24 protein-coding genes are annotated in these 25,128 nt (G+C 64.5%); 16 read left to right on the top strand and 8 right to left on the bottom strand.

The window, feature by feature from the left end; translation table 11 throughout:
* Positions 1–161: 161 nt before the first annotated feature.
* The 5 genes from BDD21_RS04070 (at position 162) to BDD21_RS04090 (ending at position 4,349) form a co-directional block, all read left to right on the top strand.
* Positions 162–818 (top strand): histidinol-phosphatase, encoded by a 657-nt coding sequence (locus BDD21_RS04070; protein WP_120799741.1) that lies wholly within the window; start codon positions 162–164, stop codon positions 816–818.
* A gap of 168 nt (positions 819–986) precedes the next feature.
* Positions 987–1,754, top strand: a complete 768-nt coding sequence (locus tag BDD21_RS04075) for a GNAT family N-acetyltransferase (RefSeq protein WP_120796050.1) — start codon at positions 987–989, stop codon at positions 1,752–1,754.
* A 4-nt stretch (positions 1,755–1,758) separates the two neighbouring features.
* Positions 1,759–2,625 carry a lysophospholipid acyltransferase family protein gene (locus BDD21_RS04080; protein ID WP_120796051.1) on the top strand — a complete coding sequence of 289 codons (867 nt, stop codon included), beginning with the start codon at positions 1,759–1,761 and terminating at the stop codon, positions 2,623–2,625.
* A complete protein-coding gene (locus BDD21_RS04085) occupies positions 2,615–3,850 on the top strand; it encodes a glycosyltransferase family 4 protein (protein ID WP_120796052.1) in 1,236 nt (411 codons plus the stop codon). Before BDD21_RS04080 ends, BDD21_RS04085 begins: the two co-directional genes overlap by 11 nt.
* Positions 3,822–4,349, top strand: a complete 528-nt coding sequence (locus BDD21_RS04090; protein ID WP_120799742.1) for a phosphatase PAP2 family protein — start codon at positions 3,822–3,824, stop codon at positions 4,347–4,349. The genes BDD21_RS04085 and BDD21_RS04090 overlap by 29 nt, the downstream gene beginning before the upstream one ends.
* Before the next feature lie 250 nt (positions 4,350–4,599).
* Here the strand turns inward: BDD21_RS04090 and BDD21_RS04095 are convergent, their stop codons facing one another.
* The 3 genes from BDD21_RS04095 to BDD21_RS04105 form a co-directional block, all read right to left on the bottom strand.
* On the bottom strand, positions 4,600–4,965 hold the full coding sequence (locus BDD21_RS04095) for a sulfur globule family protein (RefSeq protein WP_120796053.1): 366 nt from the start codon (positions 4,963–4,965) through the stop codon (positions 4,600–4,602).
* Positions 4,966–5,071: 106 nt separating this feature from the next.
* Complete coding sequence (locus BDD21_RS04100) at positions 5,072–6,016, bottom strand: uracil-DNA glycosylase (protein WP_211334973.1); 945 nt, start codon at positions 6,014–6,016, stop codon at positions 5,072–5,074.
* An 11-nt stretch (positions 6,017–6,027) separates the two neighbouring features.
* Positions 6,028–7,578 carry a 2-isopropylmalate synthase gene (locus tag BDD21_RS04105; RefSeq protein ID WP_120796055.1) on the bottom strand — a complete coding sequence of 517 codons (1,551 nt, stop codon included), beginning with the start codon at positions 7,576–7,578 and terminating at the stop codon, positions 6,028–6,030.
* 371 nt (positions 7,579–7,949) lie between these two features.
* On the opposite strand from BDD21_RS04105, the gene BDD21_RS04110 reads away from it, so the two are divergent.
* The 3 genes from BDD21_RS04110 to BDD21_RS04120 all read left to right on the top strand — a co-directional run bounded on the left by BDD21_RS04110 (position 7,950) and on the right by BDD21_RS04120 (position 10,924).
* On the top strand, positions 7,950–9,542 hold the full coding sequence (locus BDD21_RS04110; protein WP_170164920.1) for an AAA family ATPase: 1,593 nt from the start codon (positions 7,950–7,952) through the stop codon (positions 9,540–9,542).
* Positions 9,543–9,649: 107 nt separating this feature from the next.
* Positions 9,650–10,576: a DnaJ C-terminal domain-containing protein gene (locus tag BDD21_RS04115; protein WP_120796057.1), complete on the top strand. Its 927-nt coding sequence runs from the start codon at positions 9,650–9,652 to the stop codon at positions 10,574–10,576.
* 3 nt (positions 10,577–10,579) lie between these two features.
* Complete coding sequence (locus tag BDD21_RS04120) at positions 10,580–10,924, top strand: chaperone modulator CbpM (protein ID WP_120796058.1); 345 nt, start codon at positions 10,580–10,582, stop codon at positions 10,922–10,924.
* Between the two features lie 186 nt (positions 10,925–11,110).
* On the opposite strand, the gene nadC is transcribed toward BDD21_RS04120, so the two are convergent.
* On the bottom strand, positions 11,111–12,001 hold the full coding sequence (gene nadC / locus BDD21_RS04125) for a carboxylating nicotinate-nucleotide diphosphorylase (protein WP_120796059.1): 891 nt from the start codon (positions 11,999–12,001) through the stop codon (positions 11,111–11,113).
* Positions 11,994–14,201 (bottom strand): DUF1631 family protein, encoded by a 2,208-nt coding sequence (locus BDD21_RS04130; protein ID WP_147430987.1) that lies wholly within the window; start codon positions 14,199–14,201, stop codon positions 11,994–11,996. Before BDD21_RS04130 ends, nadC begins: the two co-directional genes overlap by 8 nt.
* A gap of 330 nt (positions 14,202–14,531) precedes the next feature.
* Here BDD21_RS04130 and ampD point away from each other — a divergent pair, with 330 nt between their 5' ends.
* The gene (gene ampD / locus BDD21_RS04135) at positions 14,532–15,110 is read left to right on the top strand and encodes a 1,6-anhydro-N-acetylmuramyl-L-alanine amidase AmpD (RefSeq protein ID WP_245969882.1); all 579 of its coding nucleotides are present in this window, start codon (positions 14,532–14,534) and stop codon (positions 15,108–15,110) included.
* A 40-nt stretch (positions 15,111–15,150) separates the two neighbouring features.
* Here ampD and BDD21_RS04140 read toward each other — a convergent pair whose 3' ends face one another.
* From BDD21_RS04140 to pssA, 3 genes are all read right to left on the bottom strand, one after another.
* On the bottom strand, positions 15,151–15,963 hold the full coding sequence (locus BDD21_RS04140) for a UDP-2,3-diacylglucosamine diphosphatase (protein ID WP_120796061.1): 813 nt from the start codon (positions 15,961–15,963) through the stop codon (positions 15,151–15,153).
* 404 nt (positions 15,964–16,367) lie between these two features.
* Complete coding sequence (locus BDD21_RS04145; protein WP_120796062.1) at positions 16,368–17,534, bottom strand: hypothetical protein; 1,167 nt, start codon at positions 17,532–17,534, stop codon at positions 16,368–16,370.
* Positions 17,535–18,263: 729 nt separating this feature from the next.
* Positions 18,264–19,010, bottom strand: a complete 747-nt coding sequence (gene pssA, locus BDD21_RS04155; RefSeq protein ID WP_120796063.1) for a CDP-diacylglycerol--serine O-phosphatidyltransferase — start codon at positions 19,008–19,010, stop codon at positions 18,264–18,266.
* A gap of 220 nt (positions 19,011–19,230) precedes the next feature.
* On the opposite strand from pssA, the gene hoxE reads away from it, so the two are divergent.
* The 7 genes from hoxE to BDD21_RS04190 all read left to right on the top strand — a co-directional run bounded on the left by hoxE (position 19,231) and on the right by BDD21_RS04190 (position 25,101).
* Positions 19,231–19,725 carry a bidirectional hydrogenase complex protein HoxE gene (hoxE, locus tag BDD21_RS04160; RefSeq protein ID WP_120796064.1) on the top strand — a complete coding sequence of 165 codons (495 nt, stop codon included), beginning with the start codon at positions 19,231–19,233 and terminating at the stop codon, positions 19,723–19,725.
* Positions 19,725–21,335: an NADH-quinone oxidoreductase subunit NuoF gene (gene nuoF / locus BDD21_RS04165; protein WP_120796065.1), complete on the top strand. Its 1,611-nt coding sequence runs from the start codon at positions 19,725–19,727 to the stop codon at positions 21,333–21,335. The genes hoxE and nuoF overlap by 1 nt, the downstream gene beginning before the upstream one ends.
* A gap of 182 nt (positions 21,336–21,517) precedes the next feature.
* Positions 21,518–22,249, top strand: coding sequence for a bidirectional hydrogenase complex protein HoxU (gene hoxU, locus BDD21_RS04170; RefSeq protein WP_120796066.1), 732 nt, complete (start codon positions 21,518–21,520; stop codon positions 22,247–22,249).
* The gene (locus BDD21_RS04175) at positions 22,246–22,788 is read left to right on the top strand and encodes an NADH-quinone oxidoreductase subunit B family protein (protein ID WP_120796067.1); all 543 of its coding nucleotides are present in this window, start codon (positions 22,246–22,248) and stop codon (positions 22,786–22,788) included. The genes hoxU and BDD21_RS04175 overlap by 4 nt, the downstream gene beginning before the upstream one ends.
* Before the next feature lie 4 nt (positions 22,789–22,792).
* Entirely contained in the window at positions 22,793–23,137 is a 345-nt protein-coding gene (locus tag BDD21_RS04180) for a hypothetical protein (RefSeq protein ID WP_120796068.1), read from the top strand.
* Positions 23,134–24,561 carry a Ni/Fe hydrogenase subunit alpha gene (locus tag BDD21_RS04185; RefSeq protein ID WP_120796069.1) on the top strand — a complete coding sequence of 476 codons (1,428 nt, stop codon included), beginning with the start codon at positions 23,134–23,136 and terminating at the stop codon, positions 24,559–24,561. The genes BDD21_RS04180 and BDD21_RS04185 overlap by 4 nt, the downstream gene beginning before the upstream one ends.
* Positions 24,562–25,101: a hydrogenase maturation protease gene (locus BDD21_RS04190; RefSeq protein WP_245969394.1), complete on the top strand. Its 540-nt coding sequence runs from the start codon at positions 24,562–24,564 to the stop codon at positions 25,099–25,101.
* Positions 25,102–25,128 lie beyond the last annotated feature (27 nt).

A 25,128-nucleotide genomic window follows, 5' to 3' on the forward strand; every position in this document is an offset into this window, starting at 1 on the left:
TCGCGCCCCATGACGGGCCATCGGGCGAAGTCGCCCGCCCCGGCTTGAAACCCCGGCATGATTCCGCGACCATCCTGTGAAGCGAGACAACACACCGGCGCACGAGCAGGACGCCGATGCACCTCGCACCGCACGACATCAACCGAAGAAGGATGAAGGACATGGCGCTGGCGATCTTCGATCTGGACAACACCCTCTTGGCAGGCGACTCCGATTATCTCTGGGGTCGCTTCCTCGCCGCCGAGGGGATCGTCGATGCAGATCACTACGAGCGCGAAAACGAGCGCTTCTATCGCGAGTACAAGGACGGGACCCTGGATATCGCGGAGTTCCTACGGTTCTCCCTGCGCCCGCTGCGCGATCACCCGCGCACGCATCTCGAGGCGCTGCGCGAGCGCTTTGTCGCCGAGCTGATCGCGCCCATCATGCTCCCGGCCGCCAAAGACCTCGTCGAGTCGCACCGCGAGGCCGGAGACACCCTCATGATCATCACGGCGACCAATGCCTTCGTCACGGCCCCGATCGCGCAGCGCTTCGGAATTGCGCATCTGATCGCGACGCTGCCGGCGGAGGAGAACGGGCGTTTCACCGGCGAGCCTGCCGGCCAACCGGCGTTCCGGGAGGGCAAGGTCGAGCGTCTGCAGACCTGGCTGGGCGAGCATCGGGAGACCCTCGGCGGGAGCAGCTTCTACAGCGACTCGCACAACGACCTCCCCCTCCTTGAACGCGTCGATCGGCCGGTCGCGGTCGACCCCGATCCGCAACTGCGCGCAACGGCCCTGTCGCGCGGGTGGCCCGTCATCTCGTTGAGGCCCTGAACCCCGGGGAGCAACGTCGCTTGCTCGCATCCCGGCTCGCATCCCGGCTCGCATCTCGGCGCCCCTCACGTCGACGTTCACAGCGGCGTCACGCAGCCCACATACGCCCGCAACACTCCGAATCTATGATGGCCCTCCACGCAATGGTTCTTTTTCCGAGGGCATGCAATGGTTGCGACTGCGTCTGCGTTGACCGCCAAGCGCGGGGAACGCCTGTTTGTCGAGCTCGCCGCGTCCGAGCCGGAGATCCGCGAGGCACAAGCCCTCAGGTATCGGGTGTTCGGCGAGGAGTTGGGCGCAAAGCTGAAGACGGGCCCGAACGGACTGGACGTGGACGATTTCGATGCCTACTGCCAGCACCTCTTGGTTCGCGACACGCGCAGCGGCGAGGTCGTCGGCTGTACCCGGATCCTGACCGACCGCAACGCCGCGCGCATCGGTCGGTTCTATTCCGAGAGCGAATTCGACTTGGGGGCGATCCCCCGCCTTAAGGGCCGTCTCCTGGAGGTCGGCCGGACCTGCATCTCGGCGGAGTTTCGGCAAGGCACGGCGATCGCCGTGCTCTGGTCCGGGCTGGCCGGGTTCATCCAGCTCCACGGCTTCGACTATCTGTTTGGCTGCGCCAGCATGCCGCTCGGCGAAGACGACCTCCAGGCCGCAGCCATCATGAACCGCTTGCGCCGACACGCCATGGTTTCGCCCGAGCTGCGCGTGGTCCCGCGGGTGCCGCTGCGCACCGCACAGGTGCCCGACGATGTCCTGGATGCACCCCTGCCGGCCTTGCTGCGCACTTACGTGAGACTCGGCGCAAAGGTCTGCGGAGAGCCCTGCCGCGATCCCGATTTCGGCGTGGCGGATGTGCTCATGCTGCTGGATGTGGACGCGCTGAATCCGACCTATTCGCGGCACTTTTTCGATCGCACCGCGAGTCTGTGACGCGATGGGGCACGCGCGTTCGGCTCGGCGGCTTGCACGCATCCTCGCTCACCTGGGCAAGGGTGCGACGCTCGCCCTCTACATCGGTCTGCTTTCGCGATTCGGCCGGCGACCGACACGGATCCCGGACATGACCCGGCGCTGGCACCGAAGCCTCTGCGCGATCCTCGGCATCCGGATTCGCGTCGTCGGCAGCGCGCAACCCGGGTGCCTCCTGATCGGCAACCATATCTCTTGGCTCGACATCCCCGTGGTTGGCGCACAGAGCGAGATCGCGTTCCTTTCCAAGGCCGAGGTTCGCGATTGGCCGCTGATCGGCTGGCTCGCCGAGACCGCGGGGACGCTGTTCGTCGAGCGCGGCGCCATCCGCATCGACGCGCTTGCCGGGACGCTGCGCAAGATCGGCCGAGATCGCTCCTTGATGCTGTTTCCCGAGGGGACGACGAGCGACGGCTCAGGCGTGCTGCGTTTCCACCCTCGCTTGTTTGCGCTCGCTCAGGAGACCGGGCTGATGATCCAGCCGGTAGCCATCGCCTACCGTGGCCACGCAGACGAGAAGCCCGACCCCGTCGCCCCCTTCATCGGCGACGACACACTCCTGGCCCATCTGCTGCGGGTGATTCGCCATCCCGGGCTCACGGCAGAGGTCCATTTCCTCGCGCCGATGATGATCGGCGAAGACAACAACACCCGGCGCCTGCTCGCCGAGCGCACGCGCGGCGCGATCGTCGAAGCACTCGGCATGCGCCCCGACACCGTGCCGCGACGCCCGAGCCTTGCGAATCCCGCCAGAACCCCGGATGCCATTCCAGGTCCGCCCCCGGCTCGACCCGAATCCATCCCGACCGGCGGAATCGCTCATGTCGCCTGACATCATGCCGCGAGACACCGATATGCCTCCCGGGCGTCTGCGCATCGCGATCGTCACCGAAACCTATCCTCCCGAGATCAACGGCGTTGCCCACACCATGCGGCATCTCGCCGAGGGTTTGGCCGAGCGCGGACACGCCATTGAACTGATCCGCCCTCGACAGCACGGCGAGCAACGCGACCCGGCTGCACCGACGCTCGGCCGAATCGGTGTACACCTCGTCCCCGGCCTGCCGATCCCAGGGTACCGCGGTCTGCGATTCGGACTTCCGGTCTATTGGCGGCTGCGTCGTCTCTGGGGCCGCGCCGCGCCGGATCTCGTCTACATCGCAACCCAGGGCCCACTCGGCCACGCCGCGCTCTCCGCCGCGCACAGGCTCGGGATCGCGACGGTGACCGGATTCCATACCCAGTTTCAGCAGTACAGCCAACATTACGGTCTCGGCCTTTTCACCCATCAGATCGCCGAGACGCTGCGCCATTTCCACAACCGATCGGATGCAACCCTGGTACCCACCGCCGAGCTGAAAGCCGAACTCTCGGGCGAGGGATTCCATGATGTCCACGTCTTCGGCCGCGGTGTGGACGTGGACCTCTTCTCGCCCGAGTGGCGCGACGAGGCATTGAGACGCAGCTGGGGCTGCGACGAGGAGACCTTGGCTGTGCTCTACGTCGGGCGGATTGCACCGGAGAAGAATCTCGACCTCGCACGGGACGCCTTTCAGGCAATCCAATCCGCTCGACCGAAGGCGCGCTTCATCCTGGTCGGCGAGGGTCCCGCGCGCGAGCACATGCAACGCGAGAACCCCGATTTCATCTGTCCAGGGTCCAAAATCGGCGTCGAACTCTCGAAATATTACGCCTCGGGCGATCTTTTCCTCTTTCCGAGCCTGACCGAGACCTTCGGAAACGTCGTGCTCGAGGCGATGGCCAGCGCTCTACCAGTCGTCGCTTTCGATTATGCGGCGGCTCGATCCCTGATTGATCCCTGGCGGAACGGGGTTACATTACCGTTAGACGATCGTGAAGCGTTCATTGCTGCCGGATGCGAGCTGGGCCGGGACTTGGAACGCGTCCGACGGCTCGGCGCACAGGCCCGCTGCGCAGCGGAGGAGATCAGTTGGGATCGCGTCATCCGGGGCGTCGAGGAGCGTCTCTTTCAAGTTATCCACCGACAACGTGGAACGGAGGCTTACCGTGCGACTGTGGCTACAACATCTGAATGAGATCGAGGTGTCGCTCTGCCGTGCTTGGAGCCGAGGCGGTCGGCGCCTGTGGGTTAAACACCCTTTCGCGATCATCAGTCGGCTCGGCGACGGTGTCTTCTGGTACAGCTTGATCGCCATCCTGCCGATGACCCATGGGCTCCTCGGCCTCAAAGCCAGTCTGCACATGCTCGCCACGGGCGGCGTCGCGCTCGCGCTCTACAAGTCGCTCAAGATCTACACGCGCCGCGAACGGCCCTGCCACTATGCCTCCGAGATCATCGCCCTGGTCCCTCCGCTCGACCGCTACAGCTTTCCATCCGGCCATACGCTGCATGCCGTGAGCTTCTCGACCGTTGCCATCTACTATATTCCCGAGCTCGCCTGGATTCTCGTGCCCTTCACCATGCTGGTCGCCAGCTCGCGGATTATCCTCGGCTTGCACTATCCCAGCGATGTGCTGGTCGCAACCTTGATCGGACTTGCACTGGCCTTTACCGGCATCCTGATGTTGGCTTGAAACTCAACGTCGGCAGTTGAGTCAAGGGACGCAGGTCGGATGGAGGAGCGATTGCGCGTTCCACCCGGTACTGCGCCGGCGCCGGTGGACTGCGCTGCGCTTGTCTATCCTACGGCGCTTGTCCACCCTTCGGTCCCGATCGGTCCCGATCAGCGACGAAATGCGGCCGCGACAAACACAAAAAGGCCGGGCAATTGCCCGGCCTTTTTGCGGCGGCGCACTCGCGGTGCGCCGAACCATCGGAGCGGTCTTACTTGGCTTCAGGCTGAGCCGGAGCAACAGGCGCCATCGGGGCAACCGGTGCTGCATAGGGGTAGGCGTAAGGGTAACCGCCACCGTAGTACGGAGCGCCGTAGCCGTAGTAGGGGTTGTTGTAGCCGTAGCCGTGACCGTAGCCGCGACCCAGACCGCGACCGTAGCCGCGCCCGCTGCCGCCGCCGCTCATGCCGAAGTTGAAATCACCATAGCCGTCGCCGAACATGTCGCCGAAGGCATCGCCGAGACCCGAGCCGTAGCCGGGGCCGTAACCGCCGTAGCCCGGACCCCACCAAGCGGACGCGGAAGCGGAGGCACCGAGGAGGGCAGCGACGGCAGCAGCAGTAGCAAGCTTGTTCATTCTATTCTCCGAATCGATTTATGTTGTTGGCAGCAAGCGTGGATGCCTGATCAGCACCCACGGAACGCATTATATTAGCAAATGATTAAATATGAAATAAGTAATATCAATCGGATTGATCTTTATCATTGCCGCTGCCGATTACCGCGCCTCGCCCCTCGCGCAGGCCCCGTGCAACCTCCACCAGATCCTCCCAGGCTTTCACCTTCTGATCGGGCGAGCGCAGCAGATAGGCCGGATGATAGGTCACGCGCAGCGGAATCGCCCCCGTCCGAAACGCGAGCCAGCGCCCTCTTAGACTCCCCAGCGGCGCGTCCGTCTGCAGAACATGCTGGGCCGCCACGCGTCCGACACAGAGGATCGCGCGCGGGCCGAGCAGCTCGATCTGCCGCAAGAGATAAGCCTCGCACTGTTTGGCCTCCTCGGGGCGTGGATCGCGATTCCCCGGCGGGCGGCACTTGAGCACGTTGGCGATGTAGACCTGCTCGCGCGCGAGGCCGATCGCCGCGAGCATGCGGTTGAGCAACTGGCCCGCTCGCCCGACGAAGGGCTCGCCGGCGCGATCCTCGTCCGCGCCCGGGGCCTCGCCGATGATCAGGAGATCCGCGTTGCGGTTTCCCACCCCGAAGACGGTATTGGTGCGGGTCTCGCAGAGCCCGCAGGCACGGCATCCGGACACCGCCGTCGCGAGCGCATCCCAATCCATGCGCGCCGGATCATGCGTCGACGTGGCTTCGGGCAAATCGTGTTCGACCAGACCGATCTCCAGCACATCGGGCTCGATCGGTCCGGACGCGACGGGGCCCGGAGCGACCTCGGGATCCGCGGCCCGCACCGGCAGGGTTTGGAGCACCGGCGGCACGGACGGCGGAACGGGACTCGGGGAGACACACTCAAGCGCGGGCGCGACGCGCTCGGGCTCGGGCTCGACGAGGGCAATCTCGTCGGACCTCTCAACCGCACCCGCACCCGCACCCGCATCGACATGACGCGGCATCCAAACATCGACCCCCATCGCACTCAAATAGCCCAGGCGTCGGCGCTCGTCCATCGCCATGCGGCTCAGACGTCGCCGGTCTGAGGATGGGCGCGCTGGGCCGGCTGGAGGATCTTGTTGCAGGCGTTGATGTAGGCCTTGGCGGAGGCGATCACGATGTCGGTATCCGCGCCCTGCCCGTTGACGATGCGCCCGCCGCGCTCGAGCCGGACCGTGACCTCGCCTTGTGCGTCGGTGCCGCTGGTGATGGCGTTGACCGAGTAAAGTTTGAGAATGGTTCCGCTGTCGACGATCGACTCGATCGCCTTGAAGGTCGCATCCACGGGCCCGCCGCCGCTGGCGGTCCCGGTCAGCTCCTCGCCGTCGAACGCCAGTACCAGGTTTGCACAGGGCGTCTCGCCGGTCTCGGAGCAGACCCGAAGCGAGACCAGCTTCACCCGTTCGTTGGCCGCGTCCAGGGTCGCATCCGTCACCAGCGTCTGCAGGTCCTCGTCGAAGATCTCGTGTTTCTTGTCGGCGAGATCCTTGAAGCGCGAGAAGGCGGCATTGAGCTCCTCCTCCGAACCCATGACGATGCCGAGCTCCTGCAGCCGCGTGCGAAAGGCATTGCGACCCGAATGTTTGCCCATCACCATCCGATTGGCGTTCCAGCCAACGTCCTCCGCGCGCATGATCTCGTAGGTCTCGCGATGCTTGAGCACCCCGTCCTGATGGATGCCCGACTCGTGCGCGAAGGCGTTGGCGCCGACCACCGCCTTGTTCGGCTGCACCGCGAAACCCGTGATGCCCGAGACCAGGCGCGAGCAGTTCATGATCTGGGTCGTATCGAGCCGGGTTTGACAGTCAAACAGATCCTGACGGGTCCGGACCGTCATCACGATCTCCTCGAGCGCGGCGTTGCCGGCGCGCTCGCCCAGACCGTTGATGGTGCATTCCACCTGGCGCGCGCCGTTGCGTACCGCGGCAAGCGAGTTGGCCACCGCAAGCCCCAGGTCGTTGTGACAATGCACCGAGAAGACCACCTTGTCGGCATTCGGGATCCGCTCGCGCAACGTCCTGATCAGGCTTCCGAACTGATCGGGAATGTTGTACCCGACGGTATCCGGAATATTCACGGTGCCGGCGCCGGCATCGATGACCGCTTCGAGGACCCGACAGAGAAAATCGATCTCGGAGCGTCCGGCATCCTCGGGGGAGAACTCCACATCGTCGGTGTAACGCCGCGCCCGCTGGACGGCATGCACCGCTTGGGCGAGCACCTGATCCGGGGTCATGTTCAGCTTGCGCTGCATGTGGATGGGCGAGGTGGCGATGAAGGTATGGATCCGTCCGGCGTTGGCACCGGCCAGAGCCTCGCCGGCCCGGTCGATGTCCTTGTCGAGCGCACGGGCCAGGCCGCAGACACGGCTTTCCTTGACCGTCTCGGCCACCGCCTTGACGGCCTCGAAATCGCCCGGACTGGCAATCGGGAAGCCCGCCTCGATCACGTCGACACGCATCCGCTCCAACGCCTTGGCGATGCGCACCTTCTCGTCGCGGGTCATGGATGCGCCGGGACTCTGCTCGCCGTCGCGCAGGGTCGTGTCGAAAATGATCAAGTGGTCTTTTGCGGTCATGGAGGGTCTCTGAGTCGCGCGGCCGTCTGATTAGGAAGGAACTTCGTCTTCGGGAGGCTATTGTAGGCGATCCGCGCGGGAGCGTTGCCCCCTGATCGAGTTCGAGGCGACCTCGCGACGCATCGCAGCCGCTTTAAACCGCGCCAGCTCCGACAGTCGGCGGAGCTGGCGCGGCCGAGCCATTCCAACGCATGAGGCATACCGCACGGGGCGCGGTTTAAGACGATTCGGGATCTTGTGACCCGCATCGGTTCCTGTATAAGCTGCCGTCGGCGGTGATCGGACCGCGGACCTCGAGGTTGCGGCCCCGAACGGCCGGCAACCGAACGACTCGACGCCCCACGGATCCCGAGGAGGCCACGCACGCGATGATGCCGGACCTGCACGACCTGGAGATTCTACTGCGTTCGGACACCCCGATCGTGCTCATCGAGTCGATCGAGGAGCCGCGGGTCGTCGAGCTGTTTGCCGGCCTTGCCGTGCGTCTCGCCGAGCCGGCCTTTCGATGGTCGGTCACCGAGGGGCTGCGGCGCATCGAGCTCGATACCGAGCCGCAAAGTCGCCTGGCCGATCCGACCGAGGCGCTGCGCAATATCCGCTCCACACAGCAACGCGGCATCTATCTGCTGCTCGACTTTCATCCCTATCTCGACAACCCGCTGCACGTGCGCCTGCTCAAGGAGATCGCACAAGGCTACGCGGACCTACCCCGTACCCTGGTCTTGGTCAGTCATGCGCTCGAGGTTCCGCCCGAGCTGCACCATCTGAGCGTGCGGTTCGGCCTGCGCCTGCCTGACCGTCAGCGCATCATGGGCCTGATTCGCGAGGAGGCCAAGCGCTGGCAGGATTCCTCCGGCGGGCGCAGCTTCCGGACCGGTCGCGACGCGGTGGAGCAACTCGCCCGCAATCTACTCGGCGTCACCGAGTCCGACGCGCGCCGCCTGATCCGCAACGCCATCCGTCACGACGGCGCCATCACCCGGGAAGACGTCGAGACGGTCAAGCGCGCCAAATACGATCTGCTCAGTCCCGATGGCGCCATCAGCTTCGAGTACGACACTCGATCCTTCGCCGAGGTCGCCGGTTTGGGCAACCTCAAGGCATGGATCGACCGCCGCCGCGGTGCCTTTCTGGATCCCGCCCGCACCCGGGATCACCCGCGCGGGGTTCTGCTCTTGGGCGTTCAGGGCGGCGGCAAGAGCTTGGCCGCGAAGGCGGTTGCCGGACGTTTCGGCGTCCCGCTGCTGCGCCTGGACTTCGGTGCCCTCTACGACAAATATATCGGCGAAACCGAAAAGAACCTCCGCAAGGCATTGGCGACGGCCGATGTCATGTCGCCTTGTGTTCTGTGGATCGACGAGATCGAAAAAGGCGTCGCAACCGGCGCGGAGGACGACGGGGTCGGCCGGCGCATCCTCGGCACCCTGCTGACCTGGATGGCCGAGCGCAACACACGCGTCTTTCTCACTGCGACCGCGAACGACATCTCCCGACTCTCGCCCGAACTCATCCGCAAAGGGCGGATCGACGAACTCTTCTTCGTGGATCTCCCCGGTGCGCCCGTGCGACACGAGATCTTTGCGATCCATCTGCGCAGGCGGGGGCTCGATCCCGAGCGCTTCGACCTCGCTCGGCTCGCCGAGGCGAGCGAGGGCTTCACCGGCGCCGGCATCGAACAGGCCGTCGTCTCCGCGCTCTACGCCGACGAGACCGCCGGGGATGGCCTGACCACGGCCGATCTCCTGCGCGAGATCGCCGACACTCAGCCCTTGTCCGTCGTCATGCACGGCCAGCTTCAAGCGCTGCGCGCCTGGGCATCGGGCCGAACGGTTCAGGCGCACGCACCCGAAGAACAAGACGACGCGGCCGTGCTTGGACGCGACGTCGCCGCCGCGATGGCCTCGGCCCCCATGGAGCCCGCCGGGGAGGCGCTCGACGCGCAGCCCCCCGGACGCTCCGACTAAACCCATTCACTCTAACGCGACCCGTGCAATGACCGTCGCCAGCCCATACCTCCCCTCACAACACGAGGTTCACGAGTTCGTGTCGGCCAAACCTTCGAGGCGCTGCGATGGAATACAAGGACTACTATAAGACGTTGGGCGTGACGCGGGACGCCACCCAACCCGAAATCAAGCGGGCCTATCGAAAGCTTGCGCGCAAATTCCACCCCGACGTCAGCAAAGAGCCCGACGCCGAGGCCCGGTTCAAAGAGATCAACGAGGCCAACGAGGTCCTGCATGACCCGGAGAAGCGTGCCGCTTACGACGCGCTCGGCAGCAGCTGGCATGCCGGCCAGGATTTTCGCCCGCCGCCCGGCGGTGTTCATCACGACTTCCATTTCGGCGCCGACGAGGCCGCCGAGTTCAGCGACTTTTTTTCCAGCATCTTCGGACGCGAGTTTCATCCCGGAGCACAGGGGCAACGCCGGCGGCGCGGTCAAGATCAGACCGCTCGGATCGCAATCGACCTGGAGGACGCCTATCGCGGGGCAACACGGCAGCTGCGCCTCGACATCCCCGAGGTCGGCCCGGACGGGCGCGTCACCTCACGCACCCGCACCCTGAACGTGCGCATCCCGCCCGGTGTCACGCAAGGTCGCCAGATCCGCTTGGCCGGCCAGGGCGGGCCGGGGATCAACGGCGGTCATGCCGGCGATCTCTACTTGGAGATCGATATCAATCCGCACCGTTTCTTTACAACGGACGGCAAGGACATCCATCTACGCCTGCCCATCGCACCCTGGGAGGCGGCACTCGGTGCGTCCGTCTCGGTCCCCACACTCGGCGGAACAGTGAACCTTAAGGTCCCGCCGGGATCTCAGTCCGGGCAACGCCTGCGCTTGAAGGGGCGGGGGCTGCCCGGCGAGCCGGCCGGGGACGCGATGATCATGCTCGAGATCGTTACCCCGCCCGCAACCACGGATGCCGCCAAGGCAGCCTATCGCGACATGGCCGAGCGTCTACACTTCAACCCAAGGGCCGAGATGGGAGTCTGACGCATGACGCAGACCGAGACACGCATTGAAGGGATCGTGCTCGACGAGGGGCTGACGGTCACCCTCACCGAACTGACCCAGCTCTGCGGCTCCAGCGGCCGCGTGGTGAGGCTGATGGTGACCGAAGGGCTCCTGCACCCAGAGGGTCAAGCCCCGGACGATTGGCGGTTCGACGGCTTCGAGGTACGTCGAGCACGTCGCGCCGTGCGCCTGCAGCGCGACCTCGACCTCAACCTCCCCGGCACCGCACTCGCGCTCGATCTGCTCGATGAGCTGGAGCGACTGCGCGATCGATTACGCGCGCTTGAGCACCAACTCGGACAACGGCGCACGCGCGAGCTCGGTTAAACCGCGCCCGGCGCGACATGCCATGTCTTTGGATGGGATCAGCTCCGGCAGACTTGACGAGCGCTGGATCGAGCGCGGTTTAAGATATTAAAAGATATATCATTTTAAACCGCGTCTCACCGAGGTCGAGGACATCTCCGAAGCCAAACGCAAAACGAAAACGACGCATGTCGCTCTGGACGCGGTTTAACCCATGAAGCGCATCGAGAGATCGACTGCGGTCACGTCCTTCGTCAGCGCGCCAACCGAAATGCGGTCGACGCCGGTTTCCGCGATGGCCCGAATGGTCGCAAGACCCACACCGCCCGATGCCTCCAGCCTGGCGCGCCCCGCGCTCATGGCGACCGCCAAACGCAAGTCCCCGAGCGCGAAGTTATCGAGAAGGACCGACTCCGCCCCGCCGTCCAAGGCGGTCCGCAGCTCGTCGAGACTCTCCACCTCGATCTGAATCTCAACGCCGGCACCGGCCGCTTCGGCCGCGGCGGAGAGCGCGGCCGGGATCGAGCCCGCAGCGAGGATGTGGTTTTCCTTGATGAGGATCGCGTCGAACAGACCCATGCGGTGGTTGTGGCAGCCCCCGCAGAGGACCGCATATTTCTGTTGGACGCGCAGACCGGGCAACGTCTTGCGGGTGTCCAACACCGCGACGGGGAGACCGGCGACCGCGGCGGCAAACTCAGCCGCGCGGGTCGCTGTCCCTGAAAGGGTCTGAAGGTAATTCATGGCCGTGCGCTCGCCGGTCAGCAGACCGGCCGACGGACCTTCGATCAGCGCCAGACGCTGACCCGGGTGGATCCGATCGCCGTCGGCGACCTCCCAACGGACGGCGATCTCCGGATCAAGCAGCCTAAACACCGTCTCGAACCAGGCGCATCCACAGATGACCGCGGGCTCGCGCGTGATCAGCTCGGCGCGGGCGCGCTGATCGCGCGGCACCAAAGCCGCGGTGAGGTCGCCGGCACCGACATCCTCCTCGAGCGCCGCTCGGACTTGGGCCTCGATGAGACGCGGGTCCGGAAGGCGCACCGGACGCACCGCCGGGCGCAAGGGATTCATCTCTTGGGTTGTTTCAGCCATTGGAAGGGGCCTTTTTTAGACTCGTCAACATCGCACGCAAGGCATGATCCGCCAGCGGCGTCTCGCCGTTGCCCAGAATCGTGACCCGTCCCGCCGCGATCGCCTCGGCCAGACCCCGAGCGGAAAAACGCGTGGGGGACCGCCCCTGTCGGTCGAAGAACAACAACTCCTCGCGCGCGGGATTCCAAGCGACCAACTTGAGACGGACCCGCCCGACATCCTCGCGCGCCCAATCGATCCAATCGCCGATCGCGCATCCGCACGGAATCGGGATCGGAGCCGGGATCCGAGCCGAGACCGAATCGCCTGACTCGACATCGGAGCCGCCAAGCACGGCGCCGCGCGCGGACCCCTGAAGCACGTCCAAATGCAGGGTCTGCAGCTCCCCGAGCCAGCGTGCCGTCAGACGTGGATCGCAGCCGACCTCGGAGAGCCCCCGCCGCAAGGTCTCGAGCAAGCGCGGGATCCGATTGAGCAACTGACGACGCTCCTCGGCGGTACGCTTCGCGCTCACGCTCCAGAGCATTCGATCGATCAACTCAAGCGCGGCTTGCCAGTCCGGGCTATCCGAGCCCTGTGAGCGATGGATCTCAAGCAGCACCAAAGACCAGCCCTCGCGCAGCAAGACATCGACCGTGCTCGGGATCCGTGCATAAGGCGCCAAGCGATCGGCAAGAGCAGCCGCGACCGCCTCCCGTGCGGGATCGGCGGTTGCACCGTTGGGATCGGCGTCGAAGATCGCCACGGCCGGGCCGAAAAGGCCAAACGACTTCGACCCTTGCGGCTCGGCGGGCGGCTCGGCGGGCGGCTCCCCGGCCGCGGCAGCGGCTCGGGCATCCTCGCGGGCGAGGAAGGCCCTGAAATACCGATCCATTCGGGCAAACAGTTTGGGATCCCCGTCGAAATCCAGCACCAGGCGCTCGATCACCCGATCGATCATCCCGTAGAGGCTGTCGGGGCTACGCCCGTCAGCATCGCTCCAACCGATCGCGGCCCTGCCGATATTGTTGATCAACACCCGCGCAGGGTGCGCATCGTCGGAGAAAAACTCCATGTCCAACAGAGCCATCTTCGCGACCGGGATCTGCATCCTCGCGATCAGGATCTTGATGGGGTCGGGAATCGCGCCGCCGGCCAACAGATGCTCGAAGAAGAGAAAAACCAGATCGAGTGTATCCTCGTCGCGCTCCGCCAAGACACGTCTCGGACGATCCTCGCGGCAAAGCGCCGCGGAGAGTTGCGCACGCAGGAACGCCTCCGACGCCGGATAGCCGATCGCCGGGTCGGGAGCGACATCCAGATTGTCCAACAAGGACAGAAGCTCGCCCGTCGCGACCTCCACCCGAGCGCCCTCGATACGCGGAGCGCTGTCCGAACGTTGGCGTGCCAGCAAGGTCCGCAAGGCATCGAACGGGATCGAGAGGGTGTCCGGGGGCGGCTCTGGCATCTCCGGCGTGCTCGGCGTACCGAAAGACGACACGGACGGCGGAGCGGGGTTTGGCCTTGCAGCAGGGATGGCGATCTCGGACGCCGCGGGCTCGACATGGCTCAGACAACGGCGATAGAAGTCGCCCAACTGGTCCATGACATGACGATCGAAGAGCTTGTAGACGACAAGCTTGACGGACGGCTCGAACGGGGGCAGCGCAGTGAGGGTGTCGCGAAAGGCATGGCACAGGGCGGACGGACCGAAGGGATTCTCCTCGAGCCCGATCTCGCCCCAGCCCATCAGGGCGGCAAATCGGCGATCCAGCTCCATCAGATCGCTGCGGTAGCGCGATTCCGCCTTCGACACCAGGTTTTCGGCGGCGAGAATCTCCTCGAGCTCGGACTGCGCAAGCAAGGCCAGATCACCGAACCCCGGCTCCTTGCCCGTGCCGCGCACGCGCTCGGGCTCGCGATCCCGACCGACAAGATCGCCTGCCCCTTGCTCGACGCGCCGCAAAAAATCGCTCTGAAGACGTCGGCGCTGTTTGACGAGGATCTCGCGAGCATCGAAATAGACGCGGTAGCTCGAATCGTTGGTCGATTTATCCGCAAGATCGTGCAGGGCGTCGTCGAGCTTGCCGAACATCGCGCCCCAGAGTGACGGCAGGCGTTCGCCGAGCAGACGCGCGCAGTCGACCACGAATCGCCCGCGCACGATCATCGCATCGCCGCCGGGACCGGATGCTGGATGGACTCGGGGGGACTTGATCACGTGAATCTCGACGCCGATTGCCGGTCATGTCACCATCATGGCCCGAGGTACGGGGCGGCCGGCAAACCTCGAGGAACCGATGGAATATGTTGCCGCGATGGTAAGCAATGCAATGAACGGTGTCACCTTCGATCGGCGGGCTCTCGGCCGACTGCCCCCCTCTGCCCGCCCGCGCTGCGCCTGATGAACCCCGACGAGGATGCCGCCATCGATCCCTGCGCGGTCGCATCGGCGATGGCGCGATCCTCGCCCGCGCGGATCGATGCAGTCGAGCACGCGCGTACGAACGCCCGTGCGGTCGTTGGCGAACTCGCCGATGTCAACGCGGATATCGACGAAGAAGGCTGGTTAGCAGGCGCGGAGCGCCGGCCCTCGCCGAGCCAGGACGCCCGACCGCCGGGCACGCAGATCGATCTGTTGGTGATCCACAACATCAGCTTGCCGCCGGGCGAATTCTCGGGCGACTGGATCGACGATCTCTTTCTCGATCGGCTCGATCCCGCCGCACACCCCTACTTCCGCGAGATCGCCGGTCTGCGCGTCTCTGCACATCTCTTGATCCGGCGCAACGGCCGACTCCTGCAGTATGTCCCTTTCGAGCAACGCGCCTGGCACGCGGGCGTCTCGCGATTCGCGGAACGAGAGCGCTGCAACGATTTTTCAATCGGGATCGAGCTCGAGGGGACCGACGATATCCCCTTCACCGACGCGCAATACGCGCGCCTTGTCCAGTGCACACGGCAGATCCTCCGTCGCTACCCCGGAATCACCGAGGATCGGATCGCGGGACACGCCGAGATCGCCCCGGGTCGCAAGACGGACCCGGGGCCGGCGTTCGATTGGAATCGCTATCGAAGATCGATGCGCGCTGAAGGTCGAGCGGTTGCTCTCGACCCGCTGCAAGAATGACCGGCTCGATCAGCCGCAGAATGACCCGGCGACCACCCCGCTAGCCGACCCGCGCCAGAGCCAAGCGCTCCTGCGCGACGCCCGCGCTCTGCGGATAGGCGTCGGTCCAGCGCAACAGCTCGAGCCGACCGTCGTGGTGCTCCACGAGGGCGGTGCAGCTCTCCACCCAGTCGCCGCAGTTGCAGTAGGCCACCCCGGCGATCTCGCGCATCTCCGCGTGGTGGATATGTCCGCAAATCATCCCGTCGACCCGACGGCGCTCCGCCTCGCCCGCGACCGCGGCCTCGAAGTTGCCGATATAGCTCACGGCATTCTTGACCTTGTGCTTGAGATACCCGGCCAACGACCAGTACTCGAGGCCGAGCATACGGCGAATCCGGCTGACGAGTCCGTTGAGCATCAACAAACCGTCATAGGCGCGCGAGCCGATCACGGCGAGCCACTTGCCGTTCTGAACCACCGCGTCGAACGCATCCCCGTGCATCACCAGAAAACGGCGACCGTCGGCTGTCGTGTGAATCACCTCTTCGCGCACCGCCACATTGCCGAAATCGGCGCCCAGATGCGTACGGAACAGCTCGTCGTGATTCCCTGGTGTATAGATGACCTCCGTCCCTCGCTTGGCCTTGTCGAGCACCTCGCGGACCACCTGATTGTGGGCCTCGGGCCAATAGACACCGTTCTTCATCGCCCAGATGTCGACGATGTCGCCGACCAGGTATAACTGCTTGCACTCGGTCGATTGCAGGAAATCGAGCACGAGAGAGGCTTGGCACCCTCGAAAGCCCAAATGGACATCGGAGATAAAAATACTCCGATACTTCAATGGATTCATGCGCTTGATGTCGGTCATCGTATCGCCGGCCTCGAGCTATCAACGTCGGGATATCATCTCCGCGCGCGATTGCCGGGATATTGACGAACCGTGAAGATGCGATGAAATCTCGGGGCAGCGCGCAATGCCGACTCAACCGGGGCCATCCACCCGGGCGTGCCGACCCGAGCAACCGATCGCCCCGGAAAGCACCGGGCAATCCCCTAGTGGAGCAGTGCAGAGATTCGGAGACCGTTCGAGATCATTGTCGTTGTCGTTGTCGTTGTCGTTGTCGTTGTCGGATTCCGAACGAAACGATCCTTCCTTGCACATCCGCTCAGCCGGAAGCAGCGTCGGAGCTGGCGCGGCCAAGCCATTCCAACACATGACGCATACCGCACCTGGCGCGGTTTAGAAACATCGCATACCGCCCCGGGCGCGGTTTAGTCCGCGCCCCAATGCGGGGTGCCGATCGCGTCGCCGAGATCGGCGGCGACGAGCAGACGCCTGATCTCGAGCAGACGCTCGATGAGCGCCGGCTCGCACGCCGCGTAGGCGTCACGATCGGGAACGCGCTTGACCACGACACCGAGCAGCTCCGTGATGGCATTGCCGATCGAGTTCTGACTGATGGTCAACATCAGCCGGCCGGAGTCATGCCGAAAGATAAGCTGCTTGAAGGCCGGCTCCCAGCGGATGGAGCTGGCGTAGGCCGGGTCGCCGAGGCAGCGCTCGCGAACCCGCTTGGCGGTCTGCATGAAGGCGTTGTCGAAGAGCAGGACCGATTCGATCTGATCGGGAAAGTAGACGTCCGACAGGATCTCGGCATTGCGGCTCGACACCTGCGAGAAGAAGGTGCGGTAGAAGTCGAGAAACCCGCGCAGGATCTCGTCGTACTCCGCCCAGAAGACGGTGTCGCCGAGGGCCGCGACCCCGCCTTGGATCTCCCAGCAGGGCAAACCCTCCGGATAGCCGGTGAGCGCGAGGCGCGACTCGTCCGTATGCACCGTTCGCAGGATGCGCAGGTCCAGCGCCTCGTCGAAAAAGCGACGGTAGACATCGCGCATGTGGGCCTGAAAGAGGCTGTGCTGGCCGCCGTCGGTCAGATTGGGGTGGCTCGGATCGGCCGGCGGGGCAGCGCGTAGCTGCTCGGTGGGGAAGACGATAAAGTGGTTGTGCAGCATGCGGATGCTCGGCACGCCCGGCGAGGTCAGCGGCCAGGTGGCATCCAGGCTTGCCTCGCCGGCCATCACCAGTGCCTCGCCCGGATCCGGATAGCGTCCGAGCATCTCCTCGATGATGATCCGATTCATCCGGTTCCAGACGCGCTTCACCGACGGCGAGACCTGGGTGCGGCGCACCGGACGGCCGAGCGGATTGAGGATGCGTTTGGAGGTGTCGTAGATGATCGAGCAATCCAGCTCGGTGGAATGCCCCAGCGCCTTACGGTAAAGCAGCAGATCTTCTTGGTTGCGCAGCAGGCCGTTGTTCTGCACCAAATCCCGAAGGTTCTCGGCGCTGTTGAAGAACTCGTTCGGCGTCAGACCCGCCGGAACCTCCAACGGGATGGGCCGAAATGGGGTGATGATCTCGCGTGGACCCGATGTCATGACGCTATGACTGCTCCCGCTCCGAGCAATGCCCGTCGCGAAGACGCCGGGCATAGTCCAGGCGCATGGGACATGTCTCCCAATCGCCCTGGGCGCATTCCGTCTTGCGGCAATCAAATTCGCAACAGGAGACCTCGTCCGGCACCCGAGCGACCCATCGACGGGAAAGCGACGATCCGATACGGCGCAGAAAGCCCGGCTTCTTCTCGGACGCCTCGTTCATTTCGGCCCTCGAACAGAGAGATCTGGTGTTGCCCGACGCAGCGCCGTCACAGGCGCGGGCAGTCATCCGGGTCCATCCGCTCGCGGTCGGTCCGTCCGAGCTTAAACCGCGCCCGGTGCGGTATGCGTCATGTGTTGGACTGGCTTGGCCGCGCCAGCTCCGACGACTGTCGGAGCTGGCGCGGTTTAAAGTATTAAAAATTTAAATTTTAAACCGCGTGTCGCTGAGATCAAGGAAGTCTCAGACGCTAAACACAACATGAAAATCACGCATTTCGCTCAGGACGCGGTTTAAACCCATGGTTTGGCCTCGAACATCGCATCCTAGCAGTTTCGGGACCCGGGGAAAGTGCCCCGTCGATACAGCGCCAAACAAGCGCCTTGCACACCAACCAGCGAGCACGCCATGGATCAGGGAGGCGACCGCCCGCCGTGGCCGCGACCATCCAAACCGGTGTCTGCCCGCAGGCGCAAATCACCGAATCGATCGCGGGACCGACCTCGGGGTTAATCGCGCCGATGGCGCAGACGACTCTTGCGCAATCGCATCAAGGTCCACACGGGACCCGAAACCGCGTAGGTCGTCGCCATCAAGAAGAGCATCAGCGGCGGATTGACAAAGACCACGGCAAAGCCAAGCATGACGGCGACGGCCAAGAGAAAGGGGACGCGGCCCTGGAAATTGAGCTGTTTGAAGCTGAGATACCGAAAATTGCTCACCATCAGCAGACCGGCCCCTGCAGTCAGGATGGCCGCGAGCCAGGCGACATCGGCCCCGGCGACCCCCGTATCCGCGCCGAGCCAGACCCCGCTCGCGATGATGGCCGCTGCCGCCGGACTGGCGAGACCTTGGAAGTAACGCTTGTCGGCGATCCCGACCTGCGTGTTGAACCGCGCCAGGCGCAATGCCGCAGCTGCGGTGAACACGAAGGCAGCAAGCCAGCCGACCTTGCCGAGTCCACCCAAGGCCCAGTGATAGGCAACGAGCGCCGGAGCGACCCCGAAGGCCACCATGTCCGAGAGGCTGTCGTACTCGGCACCGAAATCGCTTTGCGTTTGTGTGATGCGAGCCACGCGCCCGTCGATCCCGTCAAGCAACTGGGCCGCAAAGATGGCGAGCGCAGCCGCCTCGAAGCGACCCTGCGTGGCCGCGAGGACGGCGTAAAACCCAGCGAAGAGCGCCGCTGTGGTGAAAAGATTGGGCAGCAAATAGATGCCGCGTCTTCGCTTACGGGAAGCTGGCGCGTTGTCCATGGGATCAATCTCGTTGGCGGCCGTCTGGTCGGGTCGCGAGTATAGCCGGGAGCGGGCCGGCACCGAAAGGAAGCGCGGCGAGACCGAGCGCACCGAAAGTGCGCGAAAAGAAGAACGTCGACACGCTATCCATCTGTCATAGACTTGTGGCATCGTGCGGTCGCATCGCCGTCGGCGACGCGATCGCTCGGCAACCATGACCCATTGAATCGGAGGGGAGATGAGTCTGCAGCAAGCAAAGCCGCCACTGCCCAGTGACGACAAGCGTTGGAAGCTCGTCAACGCCACCATGCGCCGCAACGGCTATGCCGACCACGCCTTGATCGAGACCCTGCACAGCGTGCAGGACGCCTTCGGGTTTCTCGACGAGGGCTCCTTGCGGTTTGTTGCCGCATCGCTCGACCTTCCGTTGAGCAAGGTCTTCGGTGTCGCCACTTTTTATCATCTCTTCACGCTCAAGCCGAAGGGACGTCATGCGTGCGTCGTGTGCACCGGCACCGCCTGCTACATCAAAGGCGCCGGGGGACTCGTCGAGCGCCTGCAGGAGCGCTACGACATCAATCCCGGCGAAACGACCGAAGACGACCGGCTTTCGCTGCTGACGGCACGCTGTGTCGGCGCCTGTGGTCTGGCCCCGGCGATCGTGATCGACGGCGATGTACTGGGAAAACTCGACAGCGAATCACTCATTGCCAAGCTCGAGGAGCTGACCTGATGAACCTCGACGATCTGGCCGATCTGGCCGAGCAATACCGCGCCATCGACGCGAACGTCGAGCGCGAGGTCCGCGTCTGCATGGCCGCCAGTTGCCAGTCATCCGGCGCCGCGCCCGTCTTGGACGCACTCGTCGCCGGTCTCGGGGAGAGTCAACCCGCGTGCAAGGTCAAAGGGGTTGGATGTATGGGGCTCTGCTCGGCCGGCCCCTTGGTATCGATCGCTCACAGGGACGGCTCGCTCGAAGAGTCGACGATCTATCGCGACGTCACCGCGGATGACGCCGCCGACATCATCGCAAGCCTCGACGGCCCTCCCGTGGAGCGTCTGCGCTGCCCGACGGATCAGCCCTTCTTCGCGCGCCAGCAGAAGATCGTGCTGGAGAATGCCGGCATCATCGATCCGGACAGCTTCAAGGGCTATGTGGCCGTCGGCGGTTACTCCGCGCTGATCCGGGCCTTGAGCGAGATGACCCCGGCCGACGTGCTGCGCGAAGTGACCGACAGCGGTCTGCGCGGACGCGGCGGCGGCGGCTACCCGACGGGCCTGAAATGGTCGACCGTCGCCAAGATGCCCGCAACCCAGAAGTACGTCATCTGCAACGCGGACGAGGGCGACCCGGGTGCCTTTATGGATCGAGCGATCCTGGAGTCGGACCCGCATCGCGTGATCGAGGGCATGGCCATCGCCGCCTACGCGATCGGGGCGAACAAGGCTTATGTCTATGTCCGCGCCGAGTACCCGCTCGCGGTCGAGCGACTCCAGACCGCCATTCGCAAAGCCAAACGCTCGGGCTTCCTGGGCAACAAGATCGGCGACACCCAGTTCAGCCTGGAGGTCGAGATCCGGCTCGGCGCCGGGGCCTTCGTCTGCGGCGAGGAAACGGCACTGATGGCCTCGATCGAGGGTCTACGGGGCCAACCACGCCCGCGTCCACCCTACCCCGCCGAGTCGGGACTCTGGGGCTACCCCACGCTCATCAACAACGTCGAGACCTTCGCCAACATCGCCCCGATCGTGCGCGAGGGGGGCGAGTGGTTCGCCTCGATCGGCACCGAGCGATCAAAAGGGACGAAGGTCTTCGCACTCGCCGGGACCATCACCAACACCGGCCTCATCGAAGTCCCGATGGGCACCTCGCTGCGCGACATCATCGAGGTCATCGGTGGCGGCATCCCGGGCGGCAAGGCATTCAAGGCGGTGCAGACCGGCGGACCCTCGGGCGGTTGTATCCCGGCGCAGCACCTCGACATTGCCGTGGATTACGACAGTCTCAAGACACTCGGAACCATGATGGGTTCGGGCGGCATGATCGTGATGGACGAGACCTCCAGCATGGTCGATGTCGCGCGCTATTTCATGGAGTTCTGCATGACCGAGTCGTGCGGAAAGTGCGTCCCGTGCCGCACCGGCACGCAGCAGATGCACAGCATCCTGGACCGGCTCGCCAAATCGCAGGCCAGCCGGGCCGAGCTAGCCCTTTTGGAAGAGCTCTGCGAGGTGGTGCAGGCCACCAGTCTCTGCGGACTGGGGCAGACGGCGCCGAATCCGGTGTTGAGCACCATGCGGTATTTCCGCGACGAGTACGAAGCAAAGCTCGGCGACGCTTAAACCGCACCGGCTCCGACACTGATCGGAGCCGGTGCGGCCGAGCCAAATCCAACGAACGACGCATACCGCGCCGGGCGCGGTGTAGATGCCGCCGGAAGCGAATATCTGCAGCGACGGACCTTGCGTTGTTTCCTGCGCGCCTTTGCGGTTCAAACTGCACGAACGAGGTTGACGGAGCCGATATGCCCCCACCCGCCAAGCAACCGAATGTCCGCGTCGTCACGCTCACCATCGACGGTCGGGATCTCTCCGCCCGCGAAGACGAGACCATCATCGAGGTCTGTCGCGAGAACCAAATCCCGATTCCGAGTCTCTGTTATCTCGAAGGACTCTCGGTCTGGGGCGCCTGTCGGCTCTGTCTCGTCGAGCTGGCCGGCCAAGGTCGTCTGCTGGCCGCCTGCTCGACCCGCGTCACCGAAGGCATGCAGATCCAGACGAACACCGAGAAGCTCCAGCGCTATCGCCGCACCATCGTCGAGCTGCTGTTTGCCGAGCGCAACCATGTCTGCTCGGTCTGCGTCTCCAACGGGCATTGCGAGCTTCAGTACATGGCGCAGAAGTGCGGTGTCGACCATGTCCGTGTGCCCTACAGGCAAGCGAGCTATCCGGTCGACAGCTCGCACGAGATGTTTCGCCTCGATCACGACCGCTGCATCCTCTGCACCCGATGCGTGCGTGTCTGCGACGAGATCGAGGGCGCACATACCTGGGACGTCATGGGCCGCGGCACCGAGTGCCGCGTGATCACCGACATGGCACAACCCTGGGGCGAGAGCGACACCTGCACGAGTTGCGGCAAGTGTGTGCAGGTCTGTCCGACCGGCGCGCTGGTCAAACAGGGCACTTCGGTCGGCGAGATGGTCAAAGATCAACACTTCCTGCCGATTCTCGCACGCCGGAGACATGCCCAATGAGCACATCGCCCAAGATCACGGTCGCGACCACCTGGCTGGACGGCTGCTCGGGCTGTCATATGTCCTTCCTGGACATGGACGAGCGCCTGATCGAGCTGGTCCAGCAGGTCGACATCGTCTACAGCCCGTTGGTCGATACCAAAACCCTGCCCGACCATGTGGACGTGGGCATCCTGGAAGGCTCGATCAGCTCGGAAGACGATCTGGAAAAGGCACATGCGTTTCGCAAGCACTGCAAGATCCTGGTCAGCCTGGGCGATTGCGCCGTCAACGGAAACGTCCCGGCCATGCGCAACCACTTCAAGCTCGCCGACGTCGTCAATCACGCCTACCGCGACACCGTCGCGGTCCAACCGCAGACCCCGACTCGAGGGGTTCCTGCCTTGCTGTCCGTCGTGAAACCCATCCACGGTGTCGTGGGGGTCGATGTCTTTGTGCCCGGCTGCCCGCCGAGCGCCGACGCCATTTGGTACGTGTTGAGCGAGCTGATCGCGGGACGCACACCGGACCCCAGCTCCGTGACACGTTTCGGGGCCTGAACCCGTGACCAAGCCTTTTGCCCCAAGTCCATCGGCACAGGATTCCGATGCGGGCGTCATCGTCGCGCTTCTCGAGCGCCTGCGCACCCAGCGCCTGCCGCGCCTGCTCGACATCAAGTCCAAGGTCGAGCGCGGCGCGGGGCTTGACAGCTTCGATATCGAGTTCCTGACCGAGGTCTTCGCCGATGCCAAGGACAAGCAGTCCAAGTGGACGCAGCACCCGGAGCTCGATGACATCATCGCCAGGATGACCCATCTCTACCACGAGATTACCGAGCGCGCCTTGAGCAACGAAGGCGAAGACTCGAACGCCACACCGAATCCCAACCGCCAGGGGCCGCATCCATGAGCCGCACCGTCATCATCGAACCCGTCACCCGCATCGAGGGCCATGCCCGCATCACCCTGCAGCTCGGGGACACCGGAGAGGTCGAAGACGCCAAGTTCCATCTCACCCAGTTCCGCGGCTTCGAGAAATTCTGCGAGGGCCGACCCTATCGCGAGATGCCCGCGCTGACGGCGCGAACCTGCGGGATCTGCCCGGTCAGTCATGTCCTGGCATCCAACAAGGCCTGCGATCACCTGCTCTCGGTCAGCATCCCGCCGACCGGCGAGAAGCTTCGCCGCATCATCAACCTCGCGCAGATCACCCAGTCGCACGCCCTATCGTTTTTTCATCTCTCCTCGCCGGACCTCTTGCTCGGCTGGGACTCGGATCCGGTCTCGCGCAACATCTTCGGCGTCATGCGCCAAGACCCGGCGCTGGCCAAAGACGGCATCCGACTGCGTCAGATCGGCCAGACCATCATCGAGACCTTGGGCGGCAAAAAGATCCACCCGACCTGGGTCGTCCCGGGCGGGGTCAGCGAGCCGCTGACGCAGGAGAAGCGCGATGCGATGCTCAAGCTGATGCCCGAGGGACTGGACATCGCCAAGCGGACCTACGCCTTCTTCAAGACCCTGGTGCCGAAGTTCAAGGACGAGGCCAGTCACTTCGGCAATCAACCGACCATGTTTCTGAGCCTGGTCAGCCCCAAAGGTCACTTGGAGCACTACGACGGGTTCCTGCGACTCAAAGACGCCCAGGGCCGAATCCTCGAAGACATGGTGCCGCCGCACGAGTACGAGCGTCTGATCGGCGAGGCCGTCGAGGACTTCAGCTACATGAAGTTCCCCTACTACAAACCGCAGGGCTATCCCAAGGGGATCTATCGGGTCGGACCCCTTGCGCGACTGAACAACGTCGATGCCTGCGGCACGCCCTATGCCGACGTCGCACTCGCTGAATTTCACATGCTTCAGGAATCCGGCCCGATCGCGAGCAGCTTCCACTATCACTATGCACGCCTCGTCGAGATCATCTACGCGCTCGAGATGATGGAGCGCCTTCTCAAGGATCCGACCATCCTCGACGCGCGCGTGCGTGCCCGTGCCCGCAGCAACCGCTACGAAGGCATCGGGGTGACCGAAGCCCCTCGCGGGATCCTGATGCATCACTACCGCATCGACGACGAGGGGCTCATCACCTGGGTGAACCTCATCATCGCGACCGGACACAACAACCTCGCCATGAACCAGAGCATCCGTCAGGTCGCCGATGCCTATGTCGACGGCAACAATCTTCAGGAGGGGATGCTCAATCGCGTCGAGGCGGTTATCCGCTGCTTCGACCCCTGTCTGTCCTGCGCCTCGCATGCCTTCGGGGAGATGCCGCTCGCCATCGAGCTGAAGGATGCGACCGGCCGGGTTGTCGACACGCTCAGGCGCGGCTGAATGGATCGCACAAGCATGGGAGGCAGGAAGATCTTGATCATCGGCTACGGCAGCCCGATCCGCGGCGATGACGCGATTGGGCCGCTGGTCGCGGATCGGCTACAGGCCGAGGGCATGCCGGAAGGCGTGGAGGTGATCTCGCGCCACATCCTCACAGCCGAACTGGTCGCCGATTTGGTGGAGCACGACCGCGTCGTCTTTCTCGACGCCGCGGTCGACGGCGCACCGGGCGAGGTGCGCTGCCGGTCGCTCGCCCCCGACGCCAGCGCCATGTCGACCATGGCGCATTTTCTGGATCCACGCGAGCTGCTCGCCTGGTGCGAGACACTCTACGACAAGGTCCCCGAGACCTTCCTGGTCTCGGCGTGCGGGACCTCCTTCGACTATTCCAATTACGTGCTGACGCCGACCGCCGAAGCGGCGATCGAGCCGATGCTGGATTGGGTGCGGCGCCTGATCGACCCGAGCGAGCCTCTCGCATCGGATCAGCTGCCGGGCGCATCGCCGCGCGAGACAGAAACGCCGCTTCGGATTCCCTAAACCGCGCCCGGAGCGGTATGCGTCATT

Origin of the sequence: Thiocapsa rosea (assembly GCF_003634315.1) — a bacterium.
Lineage (GTDB): Bacteria > Pseudomonadota > Gammaproteobacteria > Chromatiales > Chromatiaceae > Thiocapsa > Thiocapsa rosea.

What these genes read in the sequence shown, in the direction of transcription:
- hoxE (WP_120796064.1), top strand. Translation starts at nt 19,231, where the DNA reads ATGAGTCTGCAGCAAGCAAAGCCGCCACTGCCCAGTGACGACAAGCGT.
- BDD21_RS04100 (WP_211334973.1), bottom strand. Translation starts at nt 6,016, where the DNA reads ATGGACGAGCGCCGACGCCTGGGCTATTTGAGTGCGATGGGGGTCGAT.
- BDD21_RS04070 (WP_120799741.1), top strand. Translation starts at nt 162, where the DNA reads ATGGCGCTGGCGATCTTCGATCTGGACAACACCCTCTTGGCAGGCGAC.
- BDD21_RS04120 (WP_120796058.1), top strand. Translation starts at nt 10,580, where the DNA reads ATGACGCAGACCGAGACACGCATTGAAGGGATCGTGCTCGACGAGGGG.
- BDD21_RS04115 (WP_120796057.1), top strand. Translation starts at nt 9,650, where the DNA reads ATGGAATACAAGGACTACTATAAGACGTTGGGCGTGACGCGGGACGCC.
- BDD21_RS04095 (WP_120796053.1), bottom strand. Translation starts at nt 4,965, where the DNA reads ATGAACAAGCTTGCTACTGCTGCTGCCGTCGCTGCCCTCCTCGGTGCC.
- BDD21_RS04175 (WP_120796067.1), top strand. Translation starts at nt 22,246, where the DNA reads ATGAGCACATCGCCCAAGATCACGGTCGCGACCACCTGGCTGGACGGC.
- BDD21_RS04075 (WP_120796050.1), top strand. Translation starts at nt 987, where the DNA reads ATGGTTGCGACTGCGTCTGCGTTGACCGCCAAGCGCGGGGAACGCCTG.
- BDD21_RS04185 (WP_120796069.1), top strand. Translation starts at nt 23,134, where the DNA reads ATGAGCCGCACCGTCATCATCGAACCCGTCACCCGCATCGAGGGCCAT.
- nadC (WP_120796059.1), bottom strand. Translation starts at nt 12,001, where the DNA reads ATGGCTGAAACAACCCAAGAGATGAATCCCTTGCGCCCGGCGGTGCGT.
- BDD21_RS04140 (WP_120796061.1), bottom strand. Translation starts at nt 15,963, where the DNA reads ATGACCGACATCAAGCGCATGAATCCATTGAAGTATCGGAGTATTTTT.
- BDD21_RS04105 (WP_120796055.1), bottom strand. Translation starts at nt 7,578, where the DNA reads ATGACCGCAAAAGACCACTTGATCATTTTCGACACGACCCTGCGCGAC.
- pssA (WP_120796063.1), bottom strand. Translation starts at nt 19,010, where the DNA reads ATGGACAACGCGCCAGCTTCCCGTAAGCGAAGACGCGGCATCTATTTG.
- nuoF (WP_120796065.1), top strand. Translation starts at nt 19,725, where the DNA reads ATGAACCTCGACGATCTGGCCGATCTGGCCGAGCAATACCGCGCCATC.
- hoxU (WP_120796066.1), top strand. Translation starts at nt 21,518, where the DNA reads ATGCCCCCACCCGCCAAGCAACCGAATGTCCGCGTCGTCACGCTCACC.
- BDD21_RS04190 (WP_245969394.1), top strand. Translation starts at nt 24,562, where the DNA reads ATGGATCGCACAAGCATGGGAGGCAGGAAGATCTTGATCATCGGCTAC.
- BDD21_RS04085 (WP_120796052.1), top strand. Translation starts at nt 2,615, where the DNA reads ATGTCGCCTGACATCATGCCGCGAGACACCGATATGCCTCCCGGGCGT.
- BDD21_RS04145 (WP_120796062.1), bottom strand. Translation starts at nt 17,534, where the DNA reads ATGACATCGGGTCCACGCGAGATCATCACCCCATTTCGGCCCATCCCG.
- BDD21_RS04110 (WP_170164920.1), top strand. Translation starts at nt 7,950, where the DNA reads ATGCCGGACCTGCACGACCTGGAGATTCTACTGCGTTCGGACACCCCG.
- BDD21_RS04080 (WP_120796051.1), top strand. Translation starts at nt 1,759, where the DNA reads ATGGGGCACGCGCGTTCGGCTCGGCGGCTTGCACGCATCCTCGCTCAC.